This window comes from Escherichia sp. MOD1-EC6021, from assembly GCF_002965245.1.
Lineage (GTDB): Bacteria > Pseudomonadota > Gammaproteobacteria > Enterobacterales > Enterobacteriaceae > Escherichia > Escherichia coli_F.
In genome coordinates this window covers 197,882-224,656 of record NZ_PTRU01000006.1, presented here as the reverse complement: position 1 = coordinate 224,656, position 26,775 = coordinate 197,882, and the positions used below count along the sequence as shown (strand labels likewise).

Annotated in this window: 41 protein-coding genes, 1 tRNA gene and 2 pseudogenes; 18 read left to right on the top strand and 26 right to left on the bottom strand. The window is 47.9% G+C overall.

Features of this window, described 5'->3' with window-relative positions; translation table 11 throughout:
* Positions 1 to 7: 7 nt before the first annotated feature.
* Genes BEB54_RS09800 through BEB54_RS09780 form a run of 5 tightly spaced genes read right to left on the bottom strand, consistent with a single transcriptional unit; the run spans position 8 to position 5,554 of the window.
* Entirely contained in the window at positions 8 to 1,327 is a 1,320-nt protein-coding gene (locus tag BEB54_RS09800) for a S49 family peptidase (protein WP_000123242.1), read from the bottom strand.
* Positions 1,308 to 2,909, bottom strand: coding sequence for a phage portal protein (locus BEB54_RS09795; RefSeq protein WP_001345555.1), 1,602 nt, complete (start codon positions 2,907 to 2,909; stop codon positions 1,308 to 1,310). The genes BEB54_RS09800 and BEB54_RS09795 overlap by 20 nt, the downstream gene beginning before the upstream one ends.
* Positions 2,906 to 3,112 (bottom strand): phage head-tail joining protein, encoded by a 207-nt coding sequence (locus BEB54_RS09790; RefSeq protein ID WP_000198149.1) that lies wholly within the window; start codon positions 3,110 to 3,112, stop codon positions 2,906 to 2,908. The genes BEB54_RS09795 and BEB54_RS09790 overlap by 4 nt, the downstream gene beginning before the upstream one ends.
* The gene (locus BEB54_RS09785) at positions 3,109 to 5,034 is read right to left on the bottom strand and encodes a phage terminase large subunit family protein (protein WP_001027321.1); all 1,926 of its coding nucleotides are present in this window, start codon (positions 5,032 to 5,034) and stop codon (positions 3,109 to 3,111) included. Before BEB54_RS09785 ends, BEB54_RS09790 begins: the two co-directional genes overlap by 4 nt.
* Positions 5,009 to 5,554, bottom strand: coding sequence for a DNA-packaging protein (locus tag BEB54_RS09780; RefSeq protein WP_000453576.1), 546 nt, complete (start codon positions 5,552 to 5,554; stop codon positions 5,009 to 5,011). The genes BEB54_RS09785 and BEB54_RS09780 overlap by 26 nt, the downstream gene beginning before the upstream one ends.
* 388 nt (positions 5,555 to 5,942) lie before the next feature.
* On the opposite strand from BEB54_RS09780, the gene BEB54_RS09770 reads away from it, so the two are divergent.
* The gene (locus tag BEB54_RS09770; RefSeq protein WP_001307652.1) at positions 5,943 to 6,137 is read left to right on the top strand and encodes a YlcI/YnfO family protein; all 195 of its coding nucleotides are present in this window, start codon (positions 5,943 to 5,945) and stop codon (positions 6,135 to 6,137) included.
* A 362-nt stretch (positions 6,138 to 6,499) separates the two neighbouring features.
* Positions 6,500 to 6,793 (top strand): increased serum survival lipoprotein Iss, encoded by a 294-nt coding sequence (iss, locus tag BEB54_RS09765; protein ID WP_000738421.1) that lies wholly within the window; start codon positions 6,500 to 6,502, stop codon positions 6,791 to 6,793.
* A gap of 31 nt (positions 6,794 to 6,824) precedes the next feature.
* On the opposite strand, the gene rzpD is transcribed toward iss, so the two are convergent.
* The 3 genes from rzpD to essD are packed head-to-tail and all read right to left on the bottom strand — an operon-like array spanning position 6,825 to position 7,995.
* The gene (rzpD, locus tag BEB54_RS29925; protein ID WP_001082739.1) at positions 6,825 to 7,286 is read right to left on the bottom strand and encodes a prophage endopeptidase RzpD; all 462 of its coding nucleotides are present in this window, start codon (positions 7,284 to 7,286) and stop codon (positions 6,825 to 6,827) included.
* Positions 7,283 to 7,780, bottom strand: a complete 498-nt coding sequence (rrrD, locus tag BEB54_RS09755) for a lysozyme RrrD (protein ID WP_001135278.1) — start codon at positions 7,778 to 7,780, stop codon at positions 7,283 to 7,285. The genes rzpD and rrrD overlap by 4 nt, the downstream gene beginning before the upstream one ends.
* Entirely contained in the window at positions 7,780 to 7,995 is a 216-nt protein-coding gene (gene essD, locus BEB54_RS09750) for a phage lysis protein EssD (protein WP_000839596.1), read from the bottom strand. Before essD ends, rrrD begins: the two co-directional genes overlap by 1 nt.
* Before the next feature lie 588 nt (positions 7,996 to 8,583).
* Here essD and BEB54_RS09745 point away from each other — a divergent pair.
* The gene (locus BEB54_RS09745; RefSeq protein ID WP_000737266.1) at positions 8,584 to 9,681 is read left to right on the top strand and encodes a porin; all 1,098 of its coding nucleotides are present in this window, start codon (positions 8,584 to 8,586) and stop codon (positions 9,679 to 9,681) included.
* A gap of 189 nt (positions 9,682 to 9,870) precedes the next feature.
* On the opposite strand, the gene quuD is transcribed toward BEB54_RS09745, so the two are convergent.
* The 15 genes and pseudogenes from quuD to BEB54_RS09670 all read right to left on the bottom strand — a co-directional run bounded on the left by quuD (position 9,871) and on the right by BEB54_RS09670 (position 16,515).
* Positions 9,871 to 10,254, bottom strand: a complete 384-nt coding sequence (gene quuD / locus BEB54_RS09740) for an antitermination protein QuuD (protein ID WP_001204791.1) — start codon at positions 10,252 to 10,254, stop codon at positions 9,871 to 9,873.
* A gap of 85 nt (positions 10,255 to 10,339) precedes the next feature.
* Complete coding sequence (locus BEB54_RS09735) at positions 10,340 to 10,480, bottom strand: YlcG family protein (RefSeq protein WP_001586249.1); 141 nt, start codon at positions 10,478 to 10,480, stop codon at positions 10,340 to 10,342.
* On the bottom strand, positions 10,477 to 10,839 hold the full coding sequence (gene rusA / locus BEB54_RS09730) for a crossover junction endodeoxyribonuclease RusA (protein WP_001099516.1): 363 nt from the start codon (positions 10,837 to 10,839) through the stop codon (positions 10,477 to 10,479). The genes BEB54_RS09735 and rusA overlap by 4 nt, the downstream gene beginning before the upstream one ends.
* The gene (locus tag BEB54_RS09725; RefSeq protein WP_000774490.1) at positions 10,836 to 11,126 is read right to left on the bottom strand and encodes a DUF1364 domain-containing protein; all 291 of its coding nucleotides are present in this window, start codon (positions 11,124 to 11,126) and stop codon (positions 10,836 to 10,838) included. The genes rusA and BEB54_RS09725 overlap by 4 nt, the downstream gene beginning before the upstream one ends.
* The gene (locus BEB54_RS09720) at positions 11,119 to 11,289 is read right to left on the bottom strand and encodes a NinE family protein (RefSeq protein WP_000224916.1); all 171 of its coding nucleotides are present in this window, start codon (positions 11,287 to 11,289) and stop codon (positions 11,119 to 11,121) included. The genes BEB54_RS09725 and BEB54_RS09720 overlap by 8 nt, the downstream gene beginning before the upstream one ends.
* Positions 11,289 to 11,744 (bottom strand): DNA base-flipping protein YbcN, encoded by a 456-nt coding sequence (ybcN, locus tag BEB54_RS09715; protein WP_001050829.1) that lies wholly within the window; start codon positions 11,742 to 11,744, stop codon positions 11,289 to 11,291. Before ybcN ends, BEB54_RS09720 begins: the two co-directional genes overlap by 1 nt.
* Entirely contained in the window at positions 11,741 to 11,842 is a 102-nt protein-coding gene (locus BEB54_RS09710) for a hypothetical protein (protein WP_072106870.1), read from the bottom strand. The genes ybcN and BEB54_RS09710 overlap by 4 nt, the downstream gene beginning before the upstream one ends.
* Before the next feature lie 91 nt (positions 11,843 to 11,933).
* Positions 11,934 to 12,416, bottom strand: coding sequence for a hypothetical protein (locus BEB54_RS09705; RefSeq protein WP_000622057.1), 483 nt, complete (start codon positions 12,414 to 12,416; stop codon positions 11,934 to 11,936).
* Positions 12,413 to 12,661 (bottom strand): annotated as a pseudogene (locus BEB54_RS09700) (DNA polymerase III subunit theta). The gene BEB54_RS09705 and the pseudogene BEB54_RS09700 overlap by 4 nt, the downstream one beginning before the upstream one ends.
* A gap of 11 nt (positions 12,662 to 12,672) precedes the next feature.
* Positions 12,673 to 13,425 carry a DUF4145 domain-containing protein gene (locus BEB54_RS09695; protein WP_000371307.1) on the bottom strand — a complete coding sequence of 251 codons (753 nt, stop codon included), beginning with the start codon at positions 13,423 to 13,425 and terminating at the stop codon, positions 12,673 to 12,675.
* A gap of 288 nt (positions 13,426 to 13,713) precedes the next feature.
* Complete coding sequence (locus tag BEB54_RS09690) at positions 13,714 to 14,007, bottom strand: winged helix-turn-helix domain-containing protein (RefSeq protein ID WP_000145946.1); 294 nt, start codon at positions 14,005 to 14,007, stop codon at positions 13,714 to 13,716.
* Entirely contained in the window at positions 14,004 to 14,705 is a 702-nt protein-coding gene (locus tag BEB54_RS09685) for a replication protein P (protein WP_001361480.1), read from the bottom strand. Before BEB54_RS09685 ends, BEB54_RS09690 begins: the two co-directional genes overlap by 4 nt.
* On the bottom strand, positions 14,702 to 15,721 hold the full coding sequence (locus BEB54_RS09680) for a replication protein (RefSeq protein WP_000147901.1): 1,020 nt from the start codon (positions 15,719 to 15,721) through the stop codon (positions 14,702 to 14,704). Before BEB54_RS09680 ends, BEB54_RS09685 begins: the two co-directional genes overlap by 4 nt.
* The gene (locus BEB54_RS09675; protein ID WP_001182887.1) at positions 15,718 to 16,257 is read right to left on the bottom strand and encodes a toxin YdaT domain-containing protein; all 540 of its coding nucleotides are present in this window, start codon (positions 16,255 to 16,257) and stop codon (positions 15,718 to 15,720) included. The genes BEB54_RS09680 and BEB54_RS09675 overlap by 4 nt, the downstream gene beginning before the upstream one ends.
* Positions 16,258 to 16,287: 30 nt before the next feature.
* On the bottom strand, positions 16,288 to 16,515 hold the full coding sequence (locus BEB54_RS09670; protein ID WP_000184665.1) for a helix-turn-helix domain-containing protein: 228 nt from the start codon (positions 16,513 to 16,515) through the stop codon (positions 16,288 to 16,290).
* 110 nt (positions 16,516 to 16,625) lie between these two features.
* On the opposite strand from BEB54_RS09670, the gene BEB54_RS09665 reads away from it, so the two are divergent.
* The 14 genes and pseudogenes from BEB54_RS09665 (at position 16,626) to BEB54_RS09590 (ending at position 24,262) form a co-directional block, all read left to right on the top strand.
* Positions 16,626 to 17,318: an XRE family transcriptional regulator gene (locus BEB54_RS09665; RefSeq protein WP_001295669.1), complete on the top strand. Its 693-nt coding sequence runs from the start codon at positions 16,626 to 16,628 to the stop codon at positions 17,316 to 17,318.
* Between the two features lie 129 nt (positions 17,319 to 17,447).
* Positions 17,448 to 18,587: an ImmA/IrrE family metallo-endopeptidase gene (locus tag BEB54_RS09660; RefSeq protein ID WP_000741702.1), complete on the top strand. Its 1,140-nt coding sequence runs from the start codon at positions 17,448 to 17,450 to the stop codon at positions 18,585 to 18,587.
* Positions 18,584 to 19,096 carry a DUF4411 family protein gene (locus BEB54_RS09655; RefSeq protein WP_000581650.1) on the top strand — a complete coding sequence of 171 codons (513 nt, stop codon included), beginning with the start codon at positions 18,584 to 18,586 and terminating at the stop codon, positions 19,094 to 19,096. The genes BEB54_RS09660 and BEB54_RS09655 overlap by 4 nt, the downstream gene beginning before the upstream one ends.
* A gap of 478 nt (positions 19,097 to 19,574) precedes the next feature.
* Positions 19,575 to 19,781, top strand: coding sequence for a phage encoded cell division inhibitor protein (locus BEB54_RS09645; RefSeq protein ID WP_000233576.1), 207 nt, complete (start codon positions 19,575 to 19,577; stop codon positions 19,779 to 19,781).
* A 76-nt stretch (positions 19,782 to 19,857) separates the two neighbouring features.
* A complete protein-coding gene (locus tag BEB54_RS09635) occupies positions 19,858 to 20,154 on the top strand; it encodes a host-nuclease inhibitor Gam family protein (RefSeq protein ID WP_000995420.1) in 297 nt (98 codons plus the stop codon).
* Positions 20,155 to 20,159: 5 nt separating this feature from the next.
* Complete coding sequence (gene bet, locus BEB54_RS09630; protein ID WP_000100847.1) at positions 20,160 to 20,945, top strand: phage recombination protein Bet; 786 nt, start codon at positions 20,160 to 20,162, stop codon at positions 20,943 to 20,945.
* Positions 20,942 to 21,622 carry a lambda exonuclease family protein gene (locus BEB54_RS09625; RefSeq protein WP_000186804.1) on the top strand — a complete coding sequence of 227 codons (681 nt, stop codon included), beginning with the start codon at positions 20,942 to 20,944 and terminating at the stop codon, positions 21,620 to 21,622. Before bet ends, BEB54_RS09625 begins: the two co-directional genes overlap by 4 nt.
* Positions 21,619 to 21,801, top strand: a complete 183-nt coding sequence (locus BEB54_RS09620; protein WP_105282179.1) for a DUF1317 domain-containing protein — start codon at positions 21,619 to 21,621, stop codon at positions 21,799 to 21,801. The genes BEB54_RS09625 and BEB54_RS09620 overlap by 4 nt, the downstream gene beginning before the upstream one ends.
* The gene (locus tag BEB54_RS09615) at positions 21,774 to 21,965 is read left to right on the top strand and encodes a DUF1382 family protein (RefSeq protein ID WP_000548537.1); all 192 of its coding nucleotides are present in this window, start codon (positions 21,774 to 21,776) and stop codon (positions 21,963 to 21,965) included. Before BEB54_RS09620 ends, BEB54_RS09615 begins: the two co-directional genes overlap by 28 nt.
* Positions 21,966 to 22,041: 76 nt before the next feature.
* Positions 22,042 to 22,257 carry a hypothetical protein gene (locus BEB54_RS09610; RefSeq protein ID WP_000188870.1) on the top strand — a complete coding sequence of 72 codons (216 nt, stop codon included), beginning with the start codon at positions 22,042 to 22,044 and terminating at the stop codon, positions 22,255 to 22,257.
* A 98-nt stretch (positions 22,258 to 22,355) separates the two neighbouring features.
* Entirely contained in the window at positions 22,356 to 22,574 is a 219-nt protein-coding gene (locus BEB54_RS09605) for a TraR/DksA family transcriptional regulator (protein WP_000763385.1), read from the top strand.
* 47 nt (positions 22,575 to 22,621) lie between these two features.
* Positions 22,622 to 22,900, top strand: a complete 279-nt coding sequence (locus BEB54_RS09600; RefSeq protein ID WP_000488407.1) for a DUF4222 domain-containing protein — start codon at positions 22,622 to 22,624, stop codon at positions 22,898 to 22,900.
* A pseudogene (locus tag BEB54_RS29920) lies at positions 22,872 to 22,937 on the top strand (helix-turn-helix domain-containing protein); the annotation flags it as partial. The gene BEB54_RS09600 and the pseudogene BEB54_RS29920, both read left to right, overlap by 29 nt.
* Before the next feature lie 161 nt (positions 22,938 to 23,098).
* Positions 23,099 to 24,262 carry an integrase gene (locus BEB54_RS09590; RefSeq protein ID WP_000051902.1) on the top strand — a complete coding sequence of 388 codons (1,164 nt, stop codon included), beginning with the start codon at positions 23,099 to 23,101 and terminating at the stop codon, positions 24,260 to 24,262.
* A gap of 15 nt (positions 24,263 to 24,277) precedes the next feature.
* Here the strand turns inward: BEB54_RS09590 and BEB54_RS09585 are convergent.
* Positions 24,278 to 24,354: transfer RNA gene (locus tag BEB54_RS09585), tRNA-Arg, on the bottom strand.
* 242 nt (positions 24,355 to 24,596) lie between these two features.
* Between BEB54_RS09585 and fimZ the strand changes: the two genes are divergently transcribed.
* Positions 24,597 to 25,229 carry a fimbria biosynthesis transcriptional regulator FimZ gene (fimZ, locus tag BEB54_RS09580; protein WP_000805420.1) on the top strand — a complete coding sequence of 211 codons (633 nt, stop codon included), beginning with the start codon at positions 24,597 to 24,599 and terminating at the stop codon, positions 25,227 to 25,229.
* Positions 25,230 to 25,231: 2 nt separating this feature from the next.
* Here the strand turns inward: fimZ and sfmF are convergent, their stop codons facing one another.
* Complete coding sequence (gene sfmF / locus BEB54_RS09575) at positions 25,232 to 25,747, bottom strand: fimbria assembly protein (RefSeq protein WP_105277234.1); 516 nt, start codon at positions 25,745 to 25,747, stop codon at positions 25,232 to 25,234.
* Positions 25,748 to 25,757: 10 nt separating this feature from the next.
* Positions 25,758 to 26,765, bottom strand: coding sequence for a type 1 fimbria D-mannose specific adhesin FimH (gene fimH, locus BEB54_RS09570; protein ID WP_105277233.1), 1,008 nt, complete (start codon positions 26,763 to 26,765; stop codon positions 25,758 to 25,760).
* Positions 26,766 to 26,775: the final 10 nt, after the last annotated feature.

Sequence of the window (26,775 nt, the reverse complement as noted above, 5' to 3'; positions counted from 1 at the left end):
ACATCCCTTACACTGGTGTGTTCAGCAAATCGTTAACGGCATCAGATGCCGGGTTACCTGCAGCCAGTGGTGCCGGTGCCCCCTGCATCAGACGATCCAGCGCAGTGTCACTGCGCGCCTGTGCACTCTGTGGTGCAGCTGCCAGAATGCGGCGGGCCGTTTCCACGGTCATACCGGGGGTTTCGGCCAGCACACGTGCCTGTTCTTCGCGTCCGTGAGCTTCCTCACAGTTGAGGATCCCCATAATGCGGCTGTTTTCTGCCGCAACCGCAGCGGTGATCTGCGCGTTCACGTCCGGCTGCGCCGCGCTGGCGTTTTCGCCCTCCGTCGCTTGCACCACGTCAGTAACGTCAGCCTGCGAAGCAGTGGCTGAAACAGTTGTTGATTGAGTCTCTTTGGTCATTCGCCCTCCTGAGAGACGGGATTTACGTGCATCCAGTGCATCACGCATAACGGTGATCGCATCGGTGCTGTTGACAAGTTCATCAGCCAGTCCGGCATCAATGGCCTCCTGACCGCTGTACACTGCAGCCTCGGTATCCAGCACAGCCTGCACGGACAGGCCGGTATATGCCGACACCTTCTGCGCAAATATCCGGCGGGTTGCATCCATCCGGGACTGCAGTGTCTCCCGGACATCACCCGGTAGATGGCTGTAGGGGTTGCCATCCACCTTATGGCTGCCGCTGTAAATCAGCGTGATTTCCACGCCCTGTTTCTCCAGCGCAGCGCCGTAATTACTGTGAGCCATCATGACGCCGATGGAGCCTGTCCGGGCGGTCTGCGTGACCAGACGCCGGGAGGCGGCGCTGGCAAGCAGCTGACCTGCACTGCAGTTCATGTCGTTGGCCAGCGCCCATACCGGCTTTATGTCACGCACACGGGCGATGATGTCAGCACAGTCAAATGCTCCCGCCACCATCCCGCCCGGTGTGTCCATATCGAGCAGAATGCCGTCCACCATCGGATCGCTGGCAGCCTGTTGCAGACGGGCGATAATGCCGTTGTAACCGGTCATTCCCGAATACGGCTGCAGCGCCCGCGTCCGGCTGACCAGCGTACCGGACACCGGCAGCACGGCGATGCCGTTCATGACCTGATAACTGCGGGCCTGTCGTGGTCCGTCATCATCACCGGATAACGCCAGCGCCGCGGGTGCCTCTCCGGCAGTCAGGCTGTCGCCGGATACTGCATCCGTCAGGCGACTGATCCCAAGCTGGCCTGCAAGCGCACAAAAGAAAACCCGCGCATAGGCGGGTTCAAGCATCAGCGGCTCATTAAAAGCCATGCTGGCAATATGCGGGAGATTACGCAGCTCTGCTGTCACTCTTCTCCTCCTCTGTTGATTGTCGCAGTCCGGATTCAAATGCCGCAGCCGCCCAGGCGGGCGGTTTAAGACCGGCTGCACGGCGCTCCATCGTTTCACGGACCTGCTGGGCAAAAATTTCCTGATAGTCGTCACCGCGTTTCGCGCACTCTTTCTCGTAGGTGCTCAGTCCGGCTTCTATCAGCATCACCGCTTCCTGAACTTCTTTCAGACCATCGATGGCCATACGACCGGAGCCTATCCAGTCGCAGTTCCCCCAGGCACTGCGGGCTTCCTGAAAGCTGAAGCGCGCTTTTGAAGGTAACGTCACCACGCGGCGAACGATGGCCTCTTCAAGCCAGCACAGAAACATCTGGCTCGCCTGACGGGATGCGACGAATTTTCGCCGCCCCATAAAGTACGCCCACGACTCGTTCGCACTGGCCCGTGCCGTGGAGTAGCTCATCTGGGCGTAATTCCGGGAAAGCTGCTCATACGAGACACCCAGCCCGGCAGCGATATACCGCAACAGTGACTGCTCAAACACGGAGTAGCCGTTATCCGTGTCCTGAGCCGTCTGCAGGTTCAGTGAGTCCCCCGGCATCAGGTGCGGCACTTTTGCGCCTCCCAGACGGACCGGTGCTGCGGCGTAATACGCGGCAATTTCACCAATCCAGCCCGTCAGCCTTTCCCGCTGCTCCTGACTGTTCGCGCCCAGAATAAAATCCATCGCTGACTGCGTATCCAGCTCACTTTCAATGGTGGCGGCATACATCGCCTTCACAATGGCGCTCTGCAGCTGCGTGTTCTGCAGCGTGTCGAGCATCTTCATCTGCTCCATCACGCTGTAAAACACATTTGCACCGCGGGTCTGCCCGTCCTCCACGGGTTCAAAAACGTGAATGAACGAGGCGCGCCCGCCGGGTAACTCACGGGGTATCCATGTCCATTTCTGCGGCATCCAGCCAGGATACCCGTCCTCGCTGACGTAATATCCCAGCGCCGCACCGCTGTCATTAATCTGCACACCGGCACGGCAGTTCCGGCTGTCGCCGGTATTGTTCGGGTTGCTGATGCGCTTCGGGCTGACCATCCGGAACTGTGTCCGGAAAAGCCGCGACGGACTGGTATCCCAGGTGGCCTGAACGAACAGTTCACCGTTAAAGGCGTGCATGGCCACACCTTCCCGAATCATCATGGTAAACGTGCGTTTTCGCTCAACGTCAATGCAGCAGCAGTCATCCTCGGCAAACTCTTTCCATGCCGCTTCAACCTCGCGGGAAAAGGCACGGGCTTCTTCCTCCCCGATGCCCAGATAGCGCCAGCTTGGGCGATGACTGAGCCGGAAAAAAGACCCGACGATATGATCCTGATGCAACTGGATGGCGTTGGCGGCATAGCCGTTATTGCGTACCAGATCGTCTGCGCGGGCATTGCCACGGGTAAAGTTGGGCAGCAGGGCTGCATCCACACTTTCACCCGGTGGGTTCCACGCCCGCAACTGCCCACCAAATCCGCTGCCACCGCCGTGATAACCGGCATATTCACGCAGCGATGTCATGCCGTCCGGCCCCAGAAGGGTGGGAATGGTGGGCGTTTTCATACATAAAATCCTGCAGGTCCCCTGCGTCGCTGTGTCATGCCGGTCTGCACTTCCAGCTCCGCAATGTATTTTTTCAGGTCAGACACGGAAGTGGCCGTAAACTCCACTCGCCGTCCGTCTTTCTGTACCGTTGCCACCCGTTTTCCTGTCATCAGGTCATGCAGTGCCGCACGGGCAGCGGCAAGTTCTTCCTGTCGCGTCATTCATCCTCTCCGGATAAGGCACGGGCGTAATCTGCCAGTGTTTTCTTGTTGGTTGCTGCACCATCCTCTTCCTGCAGGCTCGCCAGCAGTGCACTGAGATCCAGCTGCCAGCGGGAAATACTGATGCGCAGCGCCGCCAGCGCATAAACGAAGCAGTCGAGTGCCTCATTGCGTCGCTTTTTGCTGTCCCACAGTATTTTTTTCCTGCCATCCACCCATTTTTCGACCTGCTCTTCAGCAGTCAGCTGCTGCGCTTCGGTAAGATCAAAAATATCCGGGTTATTCGGGAAGTGAACGGCACCGGGAAGCGGTTCATCCCCTTCCGGCGTCAGTGTGAAGCGGTTATAAATCTGCTCTTTCGCGGTATCCGTACCAATTTCGGTAAGGTAAACCCCGTTTTTGTTTCGCTTACGTGGCATGCTGGCCACCGGCTTTCCGTAGACGGATGCCCCTTTAATGGGGATCACCCGGAACAGCCCATGTTTTTTCGAGCGTTCATACACAATGGTCGGGTCAATCCCGCCAGTATCCCAGCAGATACGGGATACCGACATTTCTGCACCATTCCGGCGGGTATAGGTTTTATTGATGGCCTCATCCACACGCAGCAGCGTCTGTTCATCGTCGTGGCGGCCCATAATAATCTGCCGGTCAATCAGCCAGCTTTCCTCACCCGGCCCCCATCCCCATACGCGCATTTCGTAGCGGTCCAGCTGGGAGTCGATACCGGCGGTCAGGTAAGCCACACGGTCAGGAACGGGCGCTGAATAATGCTCTTTCCGCTCTGCCATCACTTCAGCATCCGGACGTTCGCCGATTTTCGCTTCCCACGTCTCACCGAGCGTGGTGTTCACGAAGGTTTTACGTTTTCCCGTATCCCCTTTCGTCTTCATCCAGTCTTTGACAATCTGCACCCAGGTGGTGAACGGGCTGTACGCTGTCCAGATGTGAAAGGTCACACTGTCAGGCGGTTCAATCTCTTCACCGGATGACGAAAACCAGAGAATGCCATCACGGGTCCAGATCCCGGTCTTTTCGCAGATATAACGGGCATCAGTGAAGTCCAGCTCCTGCTGACGGATGACGCAGGCATTATGCTCGCAGAGATAAAACACGCTGGAGGGGTCATCCGGCGTCCATTTGAGGCCAAACGGCGTCTCTTTATCGCCAAATTTAAGGTACTGCTCCTCCCCGCAGTGCGGGCAGGCAACATGAAAACGCATAAAATGCGGGGATTCACTGGCTGCACGCTCAATCTGGCATGTGCCTCTCACTTTGGGCGTGGAGCCACGGATGGACTTTGGCCAGACCGAGCCTTCAATACGCTTATCGCCCAGGAACGTCGGAGAGCCTTCCTGTTCAATATCCTCATCAAAGGCAGCAAGTTCATCATAACCCGCCACATCCACCGACTTTTCACGGTAGTTTTTTGCCGCTTTACCGCCCAGGCACCAGAAGCCACGACCATTGGAAAAACGCTTCATGGTGAGCGTGTTATCCCGGTGCTTTTTGCCATACCACGGAGCCAGCGCCAGCAGCGACGGAATATCGCGGATGGTCGGCTCAACGTGGGTTTTCATAAAGTTCTCGGCATCACCATCCGTCGGCAACCAGATAAGGGTGTTGCGCTGCTTATGCTCTATGAAGTAGGCATAAACACCCAGCAGCATTTTGGAATAACCAACACGGGCAGACTTCACCACATTCACCTCGCGGACGTAGTCACTGCCCATCGCATTCATGATGGCCCGCTGAAAGGGCAGTGTTTCCCAGCGCCCTTCCTGGTATGCGGATTCTTTCGGGAGATAGTAATTGGCATCCGCCCATTCAACGGCGGTCTGTGGCTCCGGCCGGAACAGTGAGCGAAGCCCGGCGCGGACAAAATGCCGCAGCCTGTTAACCTGACTGTTCGATATATTCACTCAGCAACCCCGGTATCAGTTCATCCAGCGCGGCTGCTTTGTTCATGGCTTTGATGATATCCCGTTTCAGGAAATCAACATGTCGGTTTTCCAGTTCCGGAAAACGCCGCTGCACCGACAGGGGGATCCCGTCGAGAATACTGGCAATTTCACCTGCGATCCGCGACAGCACGAAAGTACAGAATGCGGTTTCCACCACTTCAGCGGAGTCTCTGGCATTCTTCAGTTCCTGTGCGTCGGCCTGCGCACGCGTAAGTCGATGGCGTTCGTACTCAATAGTCCCTGGCTGGAGATCTGCCTCGCTGGCCTGCCGCAGTTCTTCAACCTCCCGGCGCAGCTTTTCGTTCTCAATTTCAGCATCCCTTTCGGCATACCATTTTATAACGGCGGCAGAGTCATAAAGCACCTCATTACCCTTGCCACCGCCTCGCAGAACGGGCATTCCCTGTTCCTGCCAGTTCTGAATGGTACGGATACTCGCACCGAAAATGTCAGCCAGCTGCTTTTTGTTGACTTCCATTGTTCATTCCACGGCCAAAAACAGAGAAAGGAAACGACAGAGGCCAAAAAGCCCGTTTTCAGCACCTGTCGTTTCCTTTCTTTTCAGGGGGTATTTTAAATAAAAACATTAAGTTACGACGAAGAAGAACGGAAACGCCTTAAACCGGAAAATTTTCATAAATAGCGAAAACCCGCGAGGTCGCCGCCCCGTAACCTGTCGGATCGCCGGAAAGGACCCGAAAAATGATAATAATTATCATCTACATGTCACAACGTGCATCTACGCCATCAAACCACGTCAAATAATCAATTATGACGCAGGTATCGTATTAATTGATCTGCATCAACTTAACGTAAAAACAACTTCAGACAATACAAATCAGCGACACTGAATACGGGGCAACCTCATGTCAACGAAGAACAGAACCCGCAGAACAACAACCCGCAACATCCGCTTTCCTAACCAAATGATTGAACAAATTAACATCGCTCTTGAGCAAAAAGGGTCTGGGAATTTCTCAGCCTGGGTCATTGAAGCCTGCCGTCGGAGACTAACGTCAGAAAAGAGAGCATATACATCAATCCAAAGTGATGATGGATGAACATCCCGGTTTCTTCCACCATCGCACCGGAAAAGCGACTATGAGGGTAACCCTGCGTCTGTCAGCACAGTAAAACCCGGTGTGCATCGTTTTTGATTATTCCCGCACACTCACGCAGAAGGAATTCCCCGTCGGGCTACGGTCATGGTTAATGCGGGAATACGGCGACGATACAGCGCAGCTAAAAGGGTAATAGACGGATAGACCGGTTTATTTCATTCCACAGGATTCTGAGTGTCCCCAACTTCCTCCAATAGTCTGAGCGTACACCTATATAGTTTTAATTTTCATCAATCCATTTAACTATCGTTTAATTGTTGTCACATAGGATTCTGCCGTTTTTAACAATGCAGGATAATAAGATGAAAAAAATGTTGTTTTCTGCCGCTCTGGCAATGCTTATTACAGGATGTGCTCAACAGACGTTTACTGTTGGAAACAAACCGACAGCAGTAACACCAAAGGAAACCATCACCCATCACTTCTTCGTTTCGGGAATTGGACAGGAGAAAACTGTTGATGCAGCCAAAATTTGTGGCGGCGCAGAAAATGTTGTTAAAACAGAAACCCAGCAAACATTCGTAAATGGATTTCTCGGTTTTATTACTTTAGGCATTTATACTCCGCTGGAAGCGCGTGTGTATTGCTCACAATAATTGCATGAGTTGCCCATCGATATGGGCAGCTCTATCTGCACTGCTCATTAATATACTTCTGGGTTCCTTCCAGTTGTTTTTGCATAGTGATCAGCCTCTCTCTGAGGGTGAAATAATCCCGTTCAGCGGTGTCTGCCAGTCGGGGGGAGGCTGCATTATCCACGCCGGAGGCGGTGGTGGCTTCACGCACTGACTGACAGACTGCTTTGATGTGCAACCGACGACGACCAGCGGCAACATCATCACGCAGAGCATCATTTTCAGCTTTCGCATCAGCTAACTCCTTCGTGTATTTTGCATCGAGCGCAGCAACATCACGCTGACGCATCTGCATGTCAGTAATTGCCGCGTTCGCCAGCTTCAGTTCTCTGGCATTTTTGTCGCGCTGGGCTTTGTAGGTAATGGCGTTATCACGGTAATGATTAACAGCCCATGACAGGCAAACGATGATGCAGATAACCAGAGCGGAGATAATCGCGGTTACTCTGTTCATTGCTGACCCCACAAACAGATTTCACGCTCAATCTCACGACGAGTCATGAGACCTTTCCATTGCTTACCGCCAGCATATGTCCAGCGACGTAGCTGATCACATGCGCCTTTGATATCGCCCTGGTTTATTTTGCGAAGAAGCGTCGATGTTCTGAAATTGCCAGCGCCCACGTTGTAAACGAACAAGTAAAGAGCGCCGCGCGTTGTTTCCGGTATATCAACTTTTATGTACGGGTTAATTTGTCTGGCGACCGTGGCAAGGTCTTTATTCAGGAGGGCTTTGCATTCTGCTTTGGTATACGTTTTACCGAGCATGATGTCTTTTCCTGTATGCCCGTGACATACAGTCCATACACCAACAATATCTTTGTATGGTATGTAGCTGACACCTTCCAGACCATCGTTACCACTTGGGCCAGTGATTAACACTGATGCTATAGCAATTGCTCCGCCACCAATAGCAGCAGCAACGGCTTTTCGTAATGATGGAGGCATTATTCACCTCTCGCAGCCTTGCGCTTATCTTCTTTAATCTTGAAATAAAGGTTTGTCAGGTACGTCAGCAGGCCAAATACCAGGCTACCCAGCACACCTATTGCTGCCCACTGTGAGGGCGTGACTTTATCGAGCAGCTGTAAAAACCAGTAACCGGCACTACCTGCTGAGGTGCCATAGGCGACACCCGTTGTTAACTTATCCATGGATTTCATAACCCCACCTCGCAGACAAAGCGGGTGTAAATTGAGGGAATACAACGTATCGCAAAAAAGCAGAAACGTAACAGACTCGGAGTCAGTGAATAACTCAGGTATTGAGTTATCAGCTAATATCGAGACTCAAAAAATGGAAAAACCAGCTCGACGGCGGGTTTAAGCTGTGTGACGAAGTAACCACTCTTAACAGCATAACCAATTTTTTACGTACGTAAACCACTGAATGATATTTATGAGAATGCTACCGAGTGTTCAAAACTCCACCACAAATACATAAGAAAACCTCAACAAATAACCAATAAATAATTTCAGACGTTATTTTTAGTTGATTTAAATTAAACTGCCGAATTATAGAACCCCCATAAATAACAGCCATTAATATAAATTAGCTAATAGGTTTATTTTTGTTCAAATAAGAGCCATAAATAGGTTTCGATAGAAAAAGTTCAGATAAAAATAGAGATCTACTTCACAAATTAAATGAGAAACTAAAACTTACATCTTGAAATAATCACATTGATTAGATGAATATTTATCGCGCAGTGACATCATTTTTTAATAATAGTTCAAAAAAAAGGGCTCACGATGAAAAAATTAACAGTGGCAATTTCTGCTGTAGCTGCATCAGTACTGATGGCGATGTCTGCTCAGGCAGCTGAAATTTATAATAAAGACAGTAACAAGCTGGATCTGTACGGGAAAGTTAATGCTAAGCACTACTTCTCCTCTAATGATGCAGATGATGGTGATACTACTTATGCCCGTCTTGGCTTCAAAGGTGAAACCCAAATCAACGATCAACTGACTGGTTTCGGTCAGTGGGAATATGAATTCAAAGGCAACCGCGCTGAATCTCAAGGTTCCTCCAAAGACAAAACCCGTCTTGCATTTGCAGGCCTGAAATTCGGTGACTACGGCTCAATCGATTACGGCCGTAACTACGGTGTAGCATACGACATCGGTGCGTGGACTGACGTTCTGCCAGAATTCGGTGGCGATACCTGGACCCAAACAGATGTGTTCATGACTGGTCGCACCACTGGTGTTGCAACCTATCGTAACAACGACTTCTTTGGCCTGGTTGATGGTCTGAACTTTGCTGCTCAGTACCAAGGCAAAAACGATCGTAGCGATTTCGATAACTACACCGAAGGTAACGGTGATGGCTTCGGTTTCTCTGCTACCTATGAATACGAAGGATTCGGTATCGGTGCAACTTATGCAAAATCTGATCGTACCGACACTCAAGTTAATGCAGGGAAAGTTCTTCCTGAAGTATTTGCTTCCGGTAAAAATGCAGAAGTTTGGGCCGCAGGTCTGAAATATGACGCTAACAACATTTACCTGGCCACTACCTATTCTGAAACCCAGAATATGACTGTATTTGCTGATCACTTCGTTGCTAATAAAGCCCAAAACTTCGAAGCTGTTGCACAATATCAGTTCGATTTCGGTCTGCGTCCGTCCGTTGCTTACCTGCAATCTAAAGGTAAGGATCTTGGAGTATGGGGCGATCAGGACTTAGTCAAATATGTTGATGTAGGTGCAACCTATTACTTCAACAAAAATATGTCTACTTTCGTTGATTACAAAATCAACCTGCTTGACAAAAATGACTTCACTAAAGCACTCGGTGTAAGCACTGATGACATCGTTGCTGTAGGTCTGGTTTACCAGTTCTAATCTGATTACGAAAAAGATATGTTGCGGGAGGCATTGCCTCCCCAACATATAAGTGGCTCCCTCAAGCCACTTCCTTTAGAAGCACAACCTTGCTTCTAACTATATAAACCTTCTGTTATATATTACCCTTTATTTTTGGGGGCGTCTCAACGCCCCATTTTTAATAATTTTTAGTAAACAATTGGCATATTAATTAGAGTTATTAACAACGATATCCATCTCTAACCGGATATCTAATGCCATTAACATCCCTTCAATTATGCCCTCAGCCTTCTGTAACCTTTTCCCGATATAACCATCAGAGCAGCAATGCTTACCTGCCAGTGACATGAATGTCATACCGACTACATAATAATCTACTAATAAATCGTGCAAATCGCTGTTGTTCTTTTTCAGACGGGCCATGCACCCGCAAATGATCATAGCGTCATCGTCACAACATTGCGGGCGAGATTTTACTTTTGAAGTAATTAATCCCTTAAAACCGGCGGCAATGGACGACCAGGTCACATCTTCATGATTATTAGCCGCCCACGCTCCCCAACGCTCAAGAACCATCTGAATATCACGCATCAACTTACTCCACAAAAATCAGACCAGAACGCCAATTACAAGCAAAAATCAATAAAACAGTATTAGTTGATTGTTATCTCTGACTTCATACTCCTGCTCCTGTCAGGGTTTTGGCGTAATTCCTCAGTATTCGGTAATCGGTCAAAACAGAACTGGGGAAACGATATAAGCGCAGGCGCATCCAGCGGTGGCGAAGAAGTTCTGCCATATAAGACTCAAACATCATTCATCTCCCAGTTCAGTGATGGTCAGTTCCAGCTTCCCACCTTTGGTAACAGGCATCTTCACAACGCGGTAATCAACGACCAGCTCATCATCCAGCCAGAAACCTGCTTTAGTGAGTGCGTCAAAAGCGGCTTTTTGCAGATTATCCAGGTCACGGCGACGGCGATCCGGCATGTGGCACTCAATGCGGATTTTCACAGGCATAGCCAGACCGATATCCAGCATTGAGCCTTTAATGATTCGGGCGACGTTATCGCGGTATGCCTGCCCTTCTGCGCTGATGTGCGTGCGCCCTCGATTATGGCGGTAGTAGCGGTTATTGCTCGGCGGCCAGGGTAGTGTGATGTGGTAAGTATTCACGCCTTAATTACCCCCTCTTTCAGCCAGATAACCTGCGTTCTCGCCATACCTTCCAGCGCGCATTCTTTTGCATATCCAGCGTCAACAAAATGCGTGCGGCGGTCGATTTCGTCGTGGCAGGCAGAACATGCAATGGTGGCAATCAGGTCTGGCGGTTTGATACCGGTACCGCACAATCCAGCCAGCCGGATATGTGCCAGTACAGACGTCTCAGAATTGCCATTACATACGCCAGGGATTCTTACCTGGCATTCCCGACCACGCGCTGCTTTTCTCAAATCAGCCATGATTCCTCCTTGCTGCCAGTCGCAACCATTTTTTATCAACCAGGCTAGCGGTATATCCGAGCAGTGTTGGTATTTCGGATGGCTTCAGCTCAGGCTTACGCTTACGACGATTAGATACTCTGTAGATGTGTCCGTTCATGACACGAATAAGCGGTGTAGCCATTACGCCTCCTGCTTGTCGCGGAGCAGCTGGAACTCGCAGCTCTGCGGAATAGTCAGGTGGCAGCCAATATTCATCGCCCAGGCTTCAACCTTACACAGGAAGACATACATCTCTCCGGTATCGAGATCGGAGGTATGACGTAATGACTGAATGGTGGTGATTTCACCGGTTACGACATCAACCAGTTCTTTGGTTTCATAACCGAGATAAGTGTGTTTGAGAGCATCTTTTACCCAAGGTGGAGTGGCGAACGTTTTACCCCTGCTGATGAGGTATTCACTGATTTCGCTGTACCACATGTGGCTGAGTGCATTCTGGGAAAGACTGCGTCTCTCGCGCCACGGTTTAAGCACCATGCGAAAGCATTTGCCGTCCTCCAGATAAGGCTGGATCTGCTGACCGATAGCGGTGAAGTTACCACGATGCAATTTGATGCCATCTTGTAGGAGGTTCACGATTCACCTCCGCAGAGGTCAAACGCTGGATGCAAAAAATCGCAGGTGCATTTCTGCATCTGTGACAGCAAAAGAGAGTTTAGATTGTATGTGCGCATAAACGTCCCCGTTTAGCGCAGAAGTCACCGATGTTGTTCAGGCTCCGGTGACATTATTATTGCTGGTTGATTATGGAAAATCAAAGGTAGATTAATTTAATAATCCTTGGAGAAATCTCACGCACCACCTCAATAGTTGCGCTTGCTCTTGAGAATCAACAAAAAGATAAGCGTCTTTATTTCCGTGGAAAAGGTTATTTCTTATCCTTATAACTATCTTTAATACTGTAGACATGGTGTTTAGATCTGTTGCTGCGTCATTTTGAAGTCCATTAACTATTCCCCGCCTATCTCTCTCTCGACCGACACAGAGGGCGTCAAGTCTTTCCTGCGCATCCCCATTCAAAATGTATCTCTGCTTAAAATCGTGAAAAAGTTCGTTGGGCACCTTTATCCCGGCGTCAAGTAACGTTCGCGCATAATTTAAACTGTCTTCCCCCTTAGCAAAGCCACCAAAAAAACTTTGCTCGACCCTAGGAAAAATCATGCAGAATTGAAGATAAACATCAATCAGTTCATCAGATGGAGGCTCCGATAAATTAAGTAACCGCTGCAGTCCTTCTGCACTTATCATTTTTCACCTTCCTGCTTAAGATGTCGAGGAGCGGATGCCTTGGGCAGCGCGATGCTCTGCTCGCGGTAATGTCGTGGCCGCTCCAAAAAATAGTCCCGCAAATGCTCAGGCTGCTCACGCATCACCGCTTCGGCAATAACCGGTATATTAAGGCGCTCTTTGTAGGTAACTCAGGAGACAGCAAGGTCAACGTTAACCTTCTCGCGCTCTTCTTGTGTTTTAGCGGCAATATTCCGCTTCGACATGGCGTTACGTTTTACTCCTTTTTGGGTGCATACACGTTGTTTATCCGTTCAATATGAATAGTTACATCCGGGCTTTCTAAGAATAAGAAGTCAATCAAATGACCAATGAGAATGCAGGCATCATTAATAGAGGACCTTGTGACTTTAATCCCTCCATGACTGCCGTGATTCCCCAACCACTTTAACGCCATGAATGCATCTTTATTTGGTCCCAGTTTATCTGAATAATTTGTGATTCTTTCATGCGTAGAAAGACGTATTATCTTGCCTTTAACTGTTTTCTCTCTTGGTACATCAAGACTATCAAGCATCATCTCCAGTATGGTTCTCATGGTGTTCACCGCTGAAGCTGGGTGCGAGGGGATCAGAGCTGATACTTCCGCCAAGAGATCAGCTATATCTTCAGGGCACTTTTCAGGAAACAGGAATAGAGGAAGTGGTGGATAGAAATACTTAGGACGGAAACCAGAAACATACCAACGCTCCGTCATTTCGTCATTGAAGCATTCTACAGCAACAACCTGCCCAGACAAAGCAACCTTCTCCTGGCAGGCTTGGCGGGTACAGCGCAGCACGCAACTGAATACTCCTCCCGACATTTCCTCATCAAACCATACTTCATCTCTAAACTGAGTTGTTGCGCTTGAATCAGTTTCTACAAAACTATCAGCGACAATCTCCAGTGTTTCATTCATACAGTTCGGGCAGCGCCAAGCTGGTGCGTCATTTCGTTTAAACGTGGCATACAGTAATTTAGGATCCATATTTTTTTCTCCGTGCTTAACGTTTTTGGTTGCGTTAACACTCTATAGGATTTTGCAGCCTTTACTAGTTCATACCCAACCGGTCTTAGTAGGCATATTGAATTACAATCAGCTAATTAAGTTCCTCTACATCGAGGGTATAGTCGCATCAGCAACACGGAACTCGCGCTCAAATTCTGCAAGATCCTGCTCAAGTGCAACGTAGTTTTCGCAACACAACCATGACGCCCTCAGCACTCTCTACCACATCGCAATGGCACGAATACCCACACACTCATAACGTTTCGCTTATACCCCTCCCCTCCCCCAAAACATCAATACCCGTTTCATCACGGCACTCTGGCGACACTCCTTGAAAATCAGGTTCGTGCTCACCTTTCCTTCCCGCTCCTCCCTGGTAGCGAACCGGTAATACACCGTTCGCCAGACCTTGCGATCAACGACCAGGATTCCTGCCCGTGCCATTTTGGCTGCTGCCTGATTGATGCTGGTTACAGTCACGCCTGTTGCCGCAGCTACATCCGGCGCGCAGAAAGTCCGGTGCGTTTTCAGGTAGTGAAGAATTGCCTCTTTGCCTGTCATACACTGGCTCCTTTCAGTCCGAACTTAGCTTTGATTTCTGCGATCTTCGCCAGAGCCTGAGCCCGGTTAAGTGGTCTACCGCCCATGACAGGAAGTTGTTTTACTGGTTCAGGTATCGCCTCACCACGATTAATTCGCGCGGTCATACAAGTCAGTTCATCGGCAGCCTTGCGCCGTAATTCCGCATCAGTCAGCGCATTGGCCCGCATGTTCTGATACAGGTTGGTAACCAACCAGTAGTGCGCGTTTGATTTCCATGGATAAGACTCTGCATCCGGATAAAGGCCACGCTTCCGGCAATACTCGTAAACCATATCAACCAGCTCGCTGGCGTTTGGCAGCCCGGCGTTAACGGATGCTTCTTCCCGGCACCAGGCGACAAACTGCCCGGGTGATGGCAGGAATGGTCGATTCTGCCGACGGGCTACGCGCATTCCAGCGTTAACCTGTTCCATTGTGGTGATCCCGTTTTCCCGAAAAGCCAGCACCCACTGGCGGCGGATTTCGTTCAGTTCATTCTGGTCACGGTTAGCCAGGCTCGCCGGGAAAGTTGCCAGTAACTGGCTGAACACACCGTTGATGATCTGCGCTACCTGCTGTACCTGCGGCTTTTCGTCGTACTGTTCCGGCATGTTGTTGGCGATCCGACGCATCTGCTCACGGTCAAAGTTAACCATCTGTGCGGCGATGTTTTTCATAAATCCACCCCGTAAATCCAGTCAGTGTTTGTCAGGTCGAGTTTTGGTTTGCTGGCTATCATGCCTGCCTGTTGCTTGTTACGGTTGATTTCGAGTTGGGTCCACTTGTCGCGGAGTTTGGCCGGACTTAGCACGTTACCGGACCAGAAGTTGTCCTGGCATGCCCAGCGGAAAAGCACGCACATGTCGCGGTGGTTACGTCCGTCACGTTCACGCATCAGGCGGATATCGTTAGCCCACCCTGCAAAATTCGGTTTTCTGGCTGATGGTGCGATGGTCTTCACCATGTCAAACATCCACTCTGCGGCGGTCAGGTCTTCTGCTGTCCCCCACTTGCTGCCGCTCTGAATTGCAGCATCTGGTTTCACCACAGGAAGATCGTTTTCTGGTTGGTCAGAGGATTCGCCAGAATTCTCGGACGAAAAAGGTTTTATATTGTCTTTTGTTAGTTTGTCTTTTGTGTTTACCTGATTCGGGTAAACGCCTTTACCTGATTTGGGTAAACTTTTCTTACCTGATTCAGGTAAATTTACCTCTTTCAGGTAAACTTTATTTTTCTTACCTGATTCGGGTAATGTTGACCATTCACTGACCACATTATTAATACCGATATTCCGCCCGCTCTGAATCAAAATCCCACGCTTTACCAGAACACTTTTTGCAGCAGAACACTTGTGCGGTAATATCCCGGTCAATCCGGACAGTTGCTCGTTGCTCACCCAATCCAGTTTTTTATTAAAGCCATATGTTTTGCGCATGACAGCCAGGAAGACCAGAAGCTGGTGCTGTGTTAATCCGGCCAGCATCACAGCTTCCAGCAACTCATTTGCAATGCGCGTATAACCATCATCGAGATCTGCCACGCGCGGCTCCTTTTGTGCCGCATCCGGCACTGGAAAATTGAATATCTCAGCAGTGTTTGCCATAATTCCTCCCGCAATGAGTGTGTTACGATTTGCACCTGAAAGTCGGTTCTGTTCCAGCAGACCGGCTTTCGCCATTTCTGAACCTGTCATATCGCCCCCAGCATGGTAGTAACCATCGCCATCAATGGACCAGCCAGATCTGGGTCCACACGAAACATCGATACAATACCTTCACTAATTTCCTTCAGTTTCTGGTGGCGTGGTGCGTTGAGAATGACAGCCTGTTTTGCCTCACTGAGTTCCTTTTCCATTTCAGCCAACCTAGCCATGAAGCTATCCTGCTCAACCAGGTAACCGCGATATTCCAGCGGTAGTACCGCCAGAATTGCCGGGGTCAGTTCACGCACGTTATTTCGGTATTTTTCAGAATCGAATTTGTTATCGAGGAAGCGGAACAGCTTCTGGCGTGCACGGCTGACATCATCAGGGAAATCGATGGTGCCGCCGCCCTGCTCCCGATACTCATTCACAATGAGTGTGGCAACGACATCCTGATTATCTACAGCCGACCAGGCGCGGACGGCATCACGGATTTTTTCGTGGCCTGCCACCTGTTTTGTTTGAGAACGATTTATCACCGCAGTCGGGCTAAATCCGCTAGTCTGTTGGTATGTAAGTGGTTGCATAGTCATTGCCTTATCAGTTAACGCCGCAGTTTAGGCGGCAGAATTACTCGCGTTAAACAATGGTGCGAGGTCGGGACGAATATCTGCTGGTTTAATCTTTCCACCAGTGGCTGAGACAATTTTCATTACATAGCGGGCATCAATTCCGCCACCGTGTAGCCAACGCCAAACTGTGGGTTGGGCTACACCGCATAGATCTGCCAGTCGTTTTTGACTGCCTGTAATACTGATTGCGAGTTGAATGGTTTGATTTGTCATTATCAATTCCTATTGGTATTGCAATGAATGAATAATAGCAATGCGTATTAATCCAAGCAATAGCAAAACGTGTTTTGACCATCAATACGCAAGCGTATAAATTAAAACTTATGAAAAAAGAAACTCTTGCTGATCGCTTAAATCTAGCGATGGAACAATCTGGAATGTCTCAAGGCGCTCTTGCAAAGGCGTCTGGCGTAGCTCAACCCACAATCTGGAGACTGACAAGCGGCAACGCGCGCGGCTCAACAAAAATTGTTGAAATAGCTAATGCATTGGGTGTTCGAACAGAATGGCTCTCTTCAGGCATAGGCCCGATGAGAAATGACGGTCAACAATCAGGGAAGCCTGCTGTCAGCCATTCCAAATACTTCAAAATTGACGTTCTTGATATAGAAGTCAGTGCCGGGCCGGGTGTAATCAACCGTGAGTTTGTAGAAGTTCTACGCTCGGTTGAATACTCGTTTGACGATGCTCGTCACATGTTCGATGGCAGGAAGGCGGAAAATATCCGCATCATTAACGTGCGTGGTGACAGCATGTCAGGAACGATCGAACCAGGTGATCTGCTGTTCGTTGATATCACGGTTAAATCTTTCGACGGTGATGGTATCTATGCGTTTCTGTATGACGACACCGCCCATGTAAAACGCCTGCAAATGATGAAGGATAAGCTGCTGGTTATCTCTGATAACAAGAGCTACTCACCGTGGGACCCGATCGAGAAAGACGAGATGAACCGCGTGTTCATCTTCGGGAAAGTCATCGGGAGCATGCCGCAGACATATAGAAAGCATGGGTAGAAATCAGAACAAAATTATGCACTTCGCTTTTCAGCTTACTGTAGTAAGGCAATAAATTAGGCTTGACGTTAGCTATCAGGTGCACAACAATAATTGTTGAATAATAGTTTTTTTTAACTAGGTGATAACATGGCAGCGGTTGAATTTCAATTGTCTAGGAAGATGATTGATTGGATAGCAAATTCTCAAGGAGTTTCTATCGAAACTCTTGCTGACCAAGTCATGCCCAAAAAGATTAATAAATTTCTTAACGGAGTGGTAAGTAAATCCGCAGCAGAAAAACTGGCAAAAATTGGAGGAATCCCTTTCGGTTTTTTATTTCTTGAAACGCCACCAACTCCAGCCAAACCCAAGATCCCTGACTTAAGGCAAGCTATAAATAGCCGTGAGTTAGGAAAAGATTTTTTTGATGTTTACTATGATATAGAATATAAACTTGAGTGGTACAAAGACTATTTAAGAGAAAATGGTAATGATGATCCACTCGATTTTATTGGTAAATTTAAATTTAATAGAAAATTAAATTATAAGGTTGTTGCTACAGACATAGCAAACACAATACATTTTGATATACAAAAAGAGATAAAAAATGTCACTTTTGAGAGCTATTTTTCTAAAGTGGCAAAATTAATAGAAGACACTGGCGTATTAGTTTTCAAGAATGGTGTTGTGGGTAATAATAATAAAAGAAAACTTGACACGCGAGAGTTTCGTGGTTTCTGTATATCTGATAGCGTTGCTCCGATCATTTTTGTAAATAGCTCGGACGCGTTATCTGCGCAGGTATTTACATTATTTCATGAGGTGGCTCATCTTTGGCTTGGAGTCGATGGAGTCTCTGGGTGGGACACAGAAAAAAACATAGAATCTTTTTGTAATAAAGTTGCTGCTGAAATCTTAATGCCTGATAATCTCTTCAAATCTTTCTGGCTTAATGCATCCAGCGATAATAATTATTATCGAGTAAAAGAGGTTTCTAAGTTATTTAAGGTTAGTGATTTCGCTTGTGCAATCAAAGCGTTACAATTAGATTTGATAGAAAGAAACACTTTGGAGATAATTAAAGATCAAGCTTACAATAAGCCCAAAAAAGAATCTAATGGTGGTTCTTTCTTTAACACATTACCTGTTCGTAACAGTCCAAAACTTACGAATATAATAATTTCCAAAGCAATGTCTCAACAATTACCATTAAGGGAAGCAGGCGTACTGCTAAATGTAAAAGCAGATACAGTTGTTGAATTTTATAAAAAACGAGAATCTCTATGATTCATAATGGAAAATTCTTAATTGATAGTAATGTCTTCATAGAGGCAAAAAACTTTGCATATAACTTCAATTATTGCAAAATATTTTGGGATTTTCTTCTCGCTTTACACATTAATGGTCTGATTTATAGCATTAATGCTGTAAAAAAAGAACTATGTGCAAAAGATGATCCATTGTGTAAATGGATTAAAGAAGAGTTACCATCATCATTCTTCGAAGATGAGCATAGTTCAATAGAAAATTATGCAAAGTTAATAAATTGGTCAACTAAATTAGATGTTACCGAAAAGGCAAAGTTTGATTTTGCAAGCCATGAAAAAGCAGATGCTTTTTTAATAGCCCATGCGATGACACATGGATATACTATTATTACCCATGAGAAACCATCCGGTGGCAAACCTAAAAAAAGAATAATGATCCCGGATGCTGCTGCTTCTCACGGCGTTAAGACATTAACACTATATGAATTTCTTCCAAGATACGCTAGTCATAATTTTTCTTTGAAATAAAACGTCCCGGCCACCGTGCCGGGTTTTCTTTTGCCTCCCCTCATCACACACACCGTTCAAAAAACCACCACACCCCCGCTTCAGTTATCGCTATGCGATGCAAGTCACAAAATTAATTCTTTTTGCTATCAAATATTTAATATCAAAACACATCTAGCAATAGCAATAAGTATTGATATCATCAATAGCAATAGCTATTATCACCATGTCGCAACAACACAACGATACGGCAATCACCTGATTCACCGTTGCGATGACCGCTTAGATCCGCAGCTTGAATTTCAGCAGGCTCCGGGGAGTGCGAGGGGTGAAGCGGACGCGTGAACGTCGGTGTGACCAGCTGAAATCAACTCAACACTTCATACCTCAGTCGCTTCAACGAGGCGGCTTAGTTATGACAACCGGCGGCCATCCACCGCCTGAATACGCGCAGAAGTCTTTATATGTTCAGCAGCCCAGCTTACGGGCAGGAGTTTTTATGGTTCATCAACATTACGGAACGCAGACCGTTAATCGAGGTGCGGTCATGCCAGGAATGCTGGTCAAACACAAAGATGGTACCTGGACTGCATCAGCTAATTTACGCGGACGGCTTTATCTGCATCGCGGCATCGAGCGCACTTATACCCGTGATTTGCTCGTGGAAGTTTTTCTCGACGGACGCGGTAACGGCCTGAATCACTAACCCCCCTTTCCTGTTTTCCTAATCAGCCTGGCATTTCGCGGGCGATATTTTCACAGCCATTTTCAGGAGTTCAGCCATGAATGCTTATTACATTCAGGATCGTCTTGAGGCTCAGAGCTGGGCGCGTCACTACCAGCAGATCGCCCGTGAAGAGAAAGAGGCAGAACTGGCAGACGACATGGAAAAAGGCCTGCCCCAGCATTTGTTTGAATCGCTCTGCATCGATCATTTACAACGCTGCGGGGCCAGCAAAAAAGCCATTACCCGTGCATTTGATGACGATGTTGAGTTTCAGGAGCGCATGGCAGAACACATCCGGTACATGGTTGAAACCATTGCTCACCATCAGGTTGATATTGATTCAGAGGTATAAAACGGATGAGTACAGCACTCGCAACGCTGGCTGGGAAGCTGGCTGAACGTGTCGGCATGGATTCTGTCGACCCACAGGAACTGATCACCACTCTTCGCCAGACAGCATTTAAAGGTGATGCCAGCGATGCGCAGTTCATCGCATTGTTGATCGTCGCCAACCAGTACGGCCTTAATCCGTGGACGAAAGAAATTTACGCCTTCCCTGATAAGCAGAACGGCATCGTTCCGGTGGTGGGCGTTGATGGCTGGTCCCGCATCATCAACGAAAACCAGCAGTTTGACGGCATGGACTTTGAACAGGACAACGAATCCTGCACATGCCGGATTTACCGCAAAGACCGCAATCATCCGATCTGCGTTACCGAGTGGATGGATGAATGCCGCCGCGAACCATTCAAAACCCGCGAAGGCAGAGAAATCACCGGACCGTGGCAGTCGCATCCCAAACGGATGTTACGGCATAAAGCCATGATTCAGTGTGCCCGTCTGGCCTTCGGATTTGCTGGTATCTATGACAAGGATGAAGCCGAGCGCATTGTCGAAAATACTGCATACACTGCAGAACGTCAGCCGGAACGCGACATCACTCCGGTTAACGATGAAACCATGCAGGAGATTAACACTCTGCTGATCGCCCTGGATAAAACATGGGATGACGACTTATTGCCGCTCTGTTCCCAGATATTTCGCCGCGACATTCGCGCATCGTCAGAACTGACACAGGCCGAAGCAGTGAAAGCTCTTGGATTCCTGAAACAGAAAGCCACTGAGCAGAAGGTGGCAGCATGACACCGGACATTATCCTGCAGCGTACCGGGATCGACGTGAGAGCTGTCGAACAGGGGGATGATGCATGGCACAAATTACGGCTCGGCGTCATCACCGCTTCAGAAGTTCACAACGTGATAGCAAAGCCCCGATCAGGAAAGAAGTGGCCTGACATGAAAATGTCCTACTTCCACACCCTGCTAGCTGAGGTTTGCACCGGTGTGGCTCCGGAAGTTAACGCTAAAGCGCTGGCCTGGGGAAAACAGTACGAGAACGACGCCAGAACCCTGTTTGAGTTCACTTCCGGCGTAAATGTTATTGAATCCCCGATCATCTATCGCGACGAAAGTATGCGCACCGCCTGCTCTCCCGATGGTTTATGCAGTGACGGCAATGGCCTTGAGCTGAAATGCCCGTTTACCTCCCGGGATTTCATGAAATTCCGGCTCGGTGGTTTCGAGGCCATAAAGTCGGCTTACATGGCCCAGGTGCAGTACAGCATGTGGGTGACGCGAAAAGATGCCTGGTACTTTGCCAACTATGACCCGCGTATGAAGCGTGAAGGCCTGCATTATGTCGTGATTGAGCGGAATGAAAAGTATATAGCGAGTTTTGACGAGATGGTGCCGGAGTTCATCGAAAAAATGGACGAGGCACTGGCTGAAATTGGTTTTGTATTTGGGGAGCAATGGCGATGAAACATCCTCACGATAATATCCGCGTAGGCACGATCACTTTCGTCTACTCCGTTACGAAGCGAGGCTGGGTATTTCCCGGCCTTTCTGTTATCAGAAATCCACTGAAAGCACAGCGGCTGGCTGAGAAGATAAATAATAAACGGGAGACGGTATGCACAAAGCATCTCCTGTTGAGTTAAGAACGAGTATTGAGATGGCACATAGCCTTGCTCAAATTGGAGTCAGGTTTGTGCCAATACCAGTAGAAACAGACGAAGAATTTCATACGTTAGCCACATCCCTTTCACAAAAGCTGGAAATGATGGTGGCGAAAGCAGAAGCAGATGAGAGAGACCAGGTATGACAACCACTGAATGCATTTTTCTGGCAGCGGGCTTCATATTCTGTGTGCTTATGCTTGCCGACATGGGGCTTGTTCAATGACACCTCAGCAAGAAAACGCCCTTCGCAGCATTGCCCGTCAGGCTAATTCTGAAATCAAAAAAGCCAGACAGCAGTTTCCGGATAAAAACGTCGATGACATTTGCCGTAGCGTACTAAAGAAGCACCGCGAAACGGTAACGCTGATGGGATTCACACCGACTCATTTAAGCCTGGCGATCGGCATGTTGAACGGCGTCTTTAAGGAACGGTGAACATGAAAAGCAAAATCATCAGGGAGCTACAGGCTCCTTTTTTATTATTCGCATTTACCCTCAAGCGTATTAACCAACAATTCAGGGATTAATGAAAGATGGCAGACATCATTGATTCAGCATCAGAAATCGAAGAATTACAGCGCAATACAGCAATAAAAATGCGTCGTCTGAACTACCAGACTGTATCCGCAACTCATTGTTGTGAGTGTGGCGATCCGATAGATGAGCGAAGACGCCTGGCTGTTCAGGGTTGTCGGACTTGTGCGAGTTGCCAGGAGGAGATCGAACTTAAGAACAAACAATGGGGACTGTGATGGCCTCAAAGCAGCAAATTTCAACATCGTCCAACTGAGGTGTAAAAATGTTCAGAATCATTTTTCCTAACACCTGGTACGTCGACCACCACGGCACTCCCTGCAAAATCCTGCGTTCTACCCACAACAAAGTTCACTACATCCGAAAAGGCAGAACATGTATCGCCAGCATGTTCCGCTTTAATCATGACTTTGAACCTGTGAATAAAGCTGATGCAGATCGGATAGCAGAAGAGATCGAAACGGCAGAACACATTAAGAAGTTACGTGACATGCGTTCAAAAAGCAGAGGTAACCATGGAATCATACAGCCTCACACTCGATGAGGCCTGTCAGTTTCTTAAGATATCCAGACCAACCGCCACCAACTGGATACGAACAGGCCGCCTACAGGCAACACGTAAAGATCCAACCAAGCCAAAATCTCCTTACCTCACAACACGGCAAGCCTGCATTGCGGCGCTTCAGTCTCCGCTGCATACTGTCCAGGTGAGCGCGGGTGATGGCATAACAGAGGAAAGAAAATGTCACTCTTCCGCAGAAATGAAATATGGTATGCCTCGTATTCGCTCCCGGGCGGGAAACGAATTAAGGAATCTCTTGGCACAAAGGACAAGCGGCAAGCTCAGGAGTTGCACGACAAGCGAAAAGCAGAACTCTGGCGAGTAGAAAAGCTAGGGGATTTACCTGATGTCACTTTTGAAGAGGCCTGCCTAAGATGGCTTGAGGAAAAAGCTGATAAAAAATCTCTCGATTCAGATAAAAGCCGGATTGAGTTCTGGCTTGAACATTTTGAGGGTATAAGGCTTAAAGATATCTCGGAGGCAAAGATTTACTCTGCTGTAAGCAGAATGCATAACAGAAAGACGAAAGAAATATGGAAACAGAAAGTTCAGGCCGCCATCAGGAAAGGTAAAGAACCGCCTGTTTATGAACCAAAGCCAGTATCAACTCAGACAAAGGCAAAGCATCTTGCCATGATAAAGGCCATTCTCCGTGCTGCAGAACGCGACTGGAAGTGGCTGGAAAAAGCGCCTGTCATCAAGATACCAGCGGTCAGAAACAAGCGAGTCAGATGGCTGGAAAAGGAGGAAGCAAAACGCCTTATTGATGAGTGCCCCGAACCACTGAAATCTGTCGTCAAGTTTGCGCTGGCAACTGGTCTGAGAAAGTCGAACATCATAAATCTGGAATGGCAACAAATCGACATGCAGCGACGAGTTGCCTGGGTGAATCCAGAAGAGAGCAAATCAAACCGCGCCATTGGTGTGGCGCTGAACGATACCGCCTGTAAAGTGTTGCGTGATCAAATAGGCAAGCATCACAAATGGGTGTTTGTACATACCAAGGCGGCTAAGCGAGCAGATGGAACATCAACGCCTGCGGTCAGGAAGATGCGCATCGACAGCAAGACATCATGGCTATCAGCTTGTCGTCGTGCAGGAATTGAAGATTTCCGTTTCCATGACCTCAGACACACCTGGGCAAGCTGGCTGATTCAGTCAGGCGTCCCATTATCAGTGCTTCAGGAAATGGGCGGATGGGAGTCCATAGAAATGGTTCGTAGGTATGCTCACCTTGCGCCTAATCATTTGACAGAGCATGCGAGGAAAATAGACGACATTTTTGGTGATAATGTCCCAAATATGTCCCACTCTGGAATTATGGAGGATATAAAGAAGGCGTAACTGATTGAATTGTAATGGCGCGCCCTGCAGGATTCGAACCTGCGGCCCACGACTTAGAAGGTCGTTGCTCTATCCAACTGAGCTAAGGGCGCGTTGATACCGCAATGCGGTGTAATCGCGTGAATTATACGGTCAACCCTTGCTGAGTCAATGGCTTTTGATTTGGTTGCTGAACAAGTGAACGACCGCGTCTGATTTTCTGATTTATTTCGCTATAGCGGCAAACAAACGTACACCGCTGCGCGTCTGAATCAAGAAAACCCGTATTTTCATGTATCAAAGTACAATTTCCCGCCCTAACGGAAAATTGTCCGATCCTATGAGACTGATAACTATGAAACCAACGTCGGTGATCATTATGGATACCCATCCTATCATCAGAATGTCCATTGAAGTTCTGTTGCAAAAAAACAGTGAATTGCAGATTGTCCTGAAAACGGATGATTACCGCATAACCATCGATTATCTCCGAACCCGTCCTGTTGATTTAATCATTATGGATATAGACTTGCCCGGTACAGACGGTTTTACCTTCCTGAAAAGAATCAAACAAATCCAGAGTACGGTGAAGGTATTATTTTTATCATCAAAATCAGAATGCTTTTATGCGGGCAGAGCGATACAAGCGGGTGCTAACGGTTTTGTCAGTAAATGCAATGATCAGAATGATATTTTTCATGCCGTTCAGATGATTCTCTCTGGATACACTTTTTTCCCCAGTGAAACGCTCAACTATATAAAAAGTAATAAATGCAGCACCAATAATTCAACAGCTACTGTGCTATCTAATCGTGAAGTGACTATATTACGCTATCTGGTTAGCGGATTATCTAATAAAGAAATTGCCGACAAACTATTACTTAGCAATAAAACAATTAGTGCGCATAAATCTAATATTTATGGCAAACTCGGTTTGCATTCAATTGTAGAACTTATCGACTACGCCAAATTATATGAATTAATATAATATTAATTATAATTGATCATAAATATCGCATCCGCTTTCGCCACACCTGGTTGGACACCGCTGGCTAACGCTCGATAATTGGCAAAAAAGTTTAGCGTTACATTGCCATTTGCATCTACCTCCTCAGTCGGGCTCGCCTCGCCCAGCGCAAGCCGGGAGCGATCGCTCTTGCGTAATTCGATGGCGACGGTTTGTGCCATTGCGGGATCGTCCAGGGCCAGCAGGTTGGCATCGGATGCCGGCGTTCCCGTAAATAAAATCGCGACTGATCCCGGAGGACATTCTTCCAGGCGCAGACTAAAAGGAACAAGTGCCGTGGTATCGCCAGCGGCCAGCAATTGTGTCGTGGGCCATCTTCCTAAATCTACCGTCTTATCAACATCCGCTGTATTTACGGTACAGGAGAAATCAACAACGTTACCGTGCAAATTGATATTAATCGTTCCTAAAGGGTCCGTGGCCCATACGCTGGAACTCCACAGTAACCCGCAGAAACAGCTAAAGATTACTCTTCTCATTCTCCGTACCTCATTGATAATCGACGCGTAAATACCCCAGCGCGCTAAACGGTCCTTCGGCAGGTTTTTGACCAGTAATACTGATAGGCCAGGCGCGAAGTGTGACATTGGCTGCCGCAGCTGCATCCAGACGGAAAGGAATAACGCTATTGAGATCGTTAGGCGTGATCGGCGTATCGTTCTGATCGGCGACAATAAAACCTAAATCCTGATTGTCCGACACCATCGCCTGACCAGAAACGGCACTGGCTTCCAGACGCATTGTTAAATAAGCCTGCGCAGCAACATTCGTACATTTGATCGCAATATTCTTGGTTTGTGGCATGACACCATTAGGTCGATTCCCCGGCCCTGCCGCACTAAATAACGATGCACCGATATCACCAAAATCAAATTCAACAATTTGCCCGGCATTTAATTCGCAGTTTTGCGGTACTTCAACCCGGCCACCAAAACTAATGGTATAAACAGGTGTAACCAACGGATCGTAAGGCGTTGATGTCACATACACGGTAAACATCACCTGTCTGGGGATCTCCACCATGTTAATAAAAGGACGAATAACCTTTAAACGAAATATCAAACGAGAATCCATCACCCCGAACGGAAGGTTTTGCGAAACGTTAGGATCTGTTCCCATACGGATATAATTTTGCGGGGGAAACTGAATATCCATCACGCTATCAACCAGACTCATCGCACCTAATAGATAATCATTTAATTGCATATATTTATAATTATCGATAGTTTCCTGAACAACAAAGTTGGTGACATAACTACGGTATGTATAATTCACCAGCGTGCCGGGTGGGCAAATTGCTGACACACCTACCCAGCCGGATTTTTCCGGTAAAACAACAATCTGACCTGGCTGGTTATTGGTGCTATTAAAGACATTTGAGAGATCATAGTGTTCATCTTCTGCTACGCCAGTACTATTTGCACAAACAGTAGCCCAGGATATGTTTGTTAACCACAAACATGCCATTGCCAATAATGACCTGCAGATTATCTTCATTGATAATTTC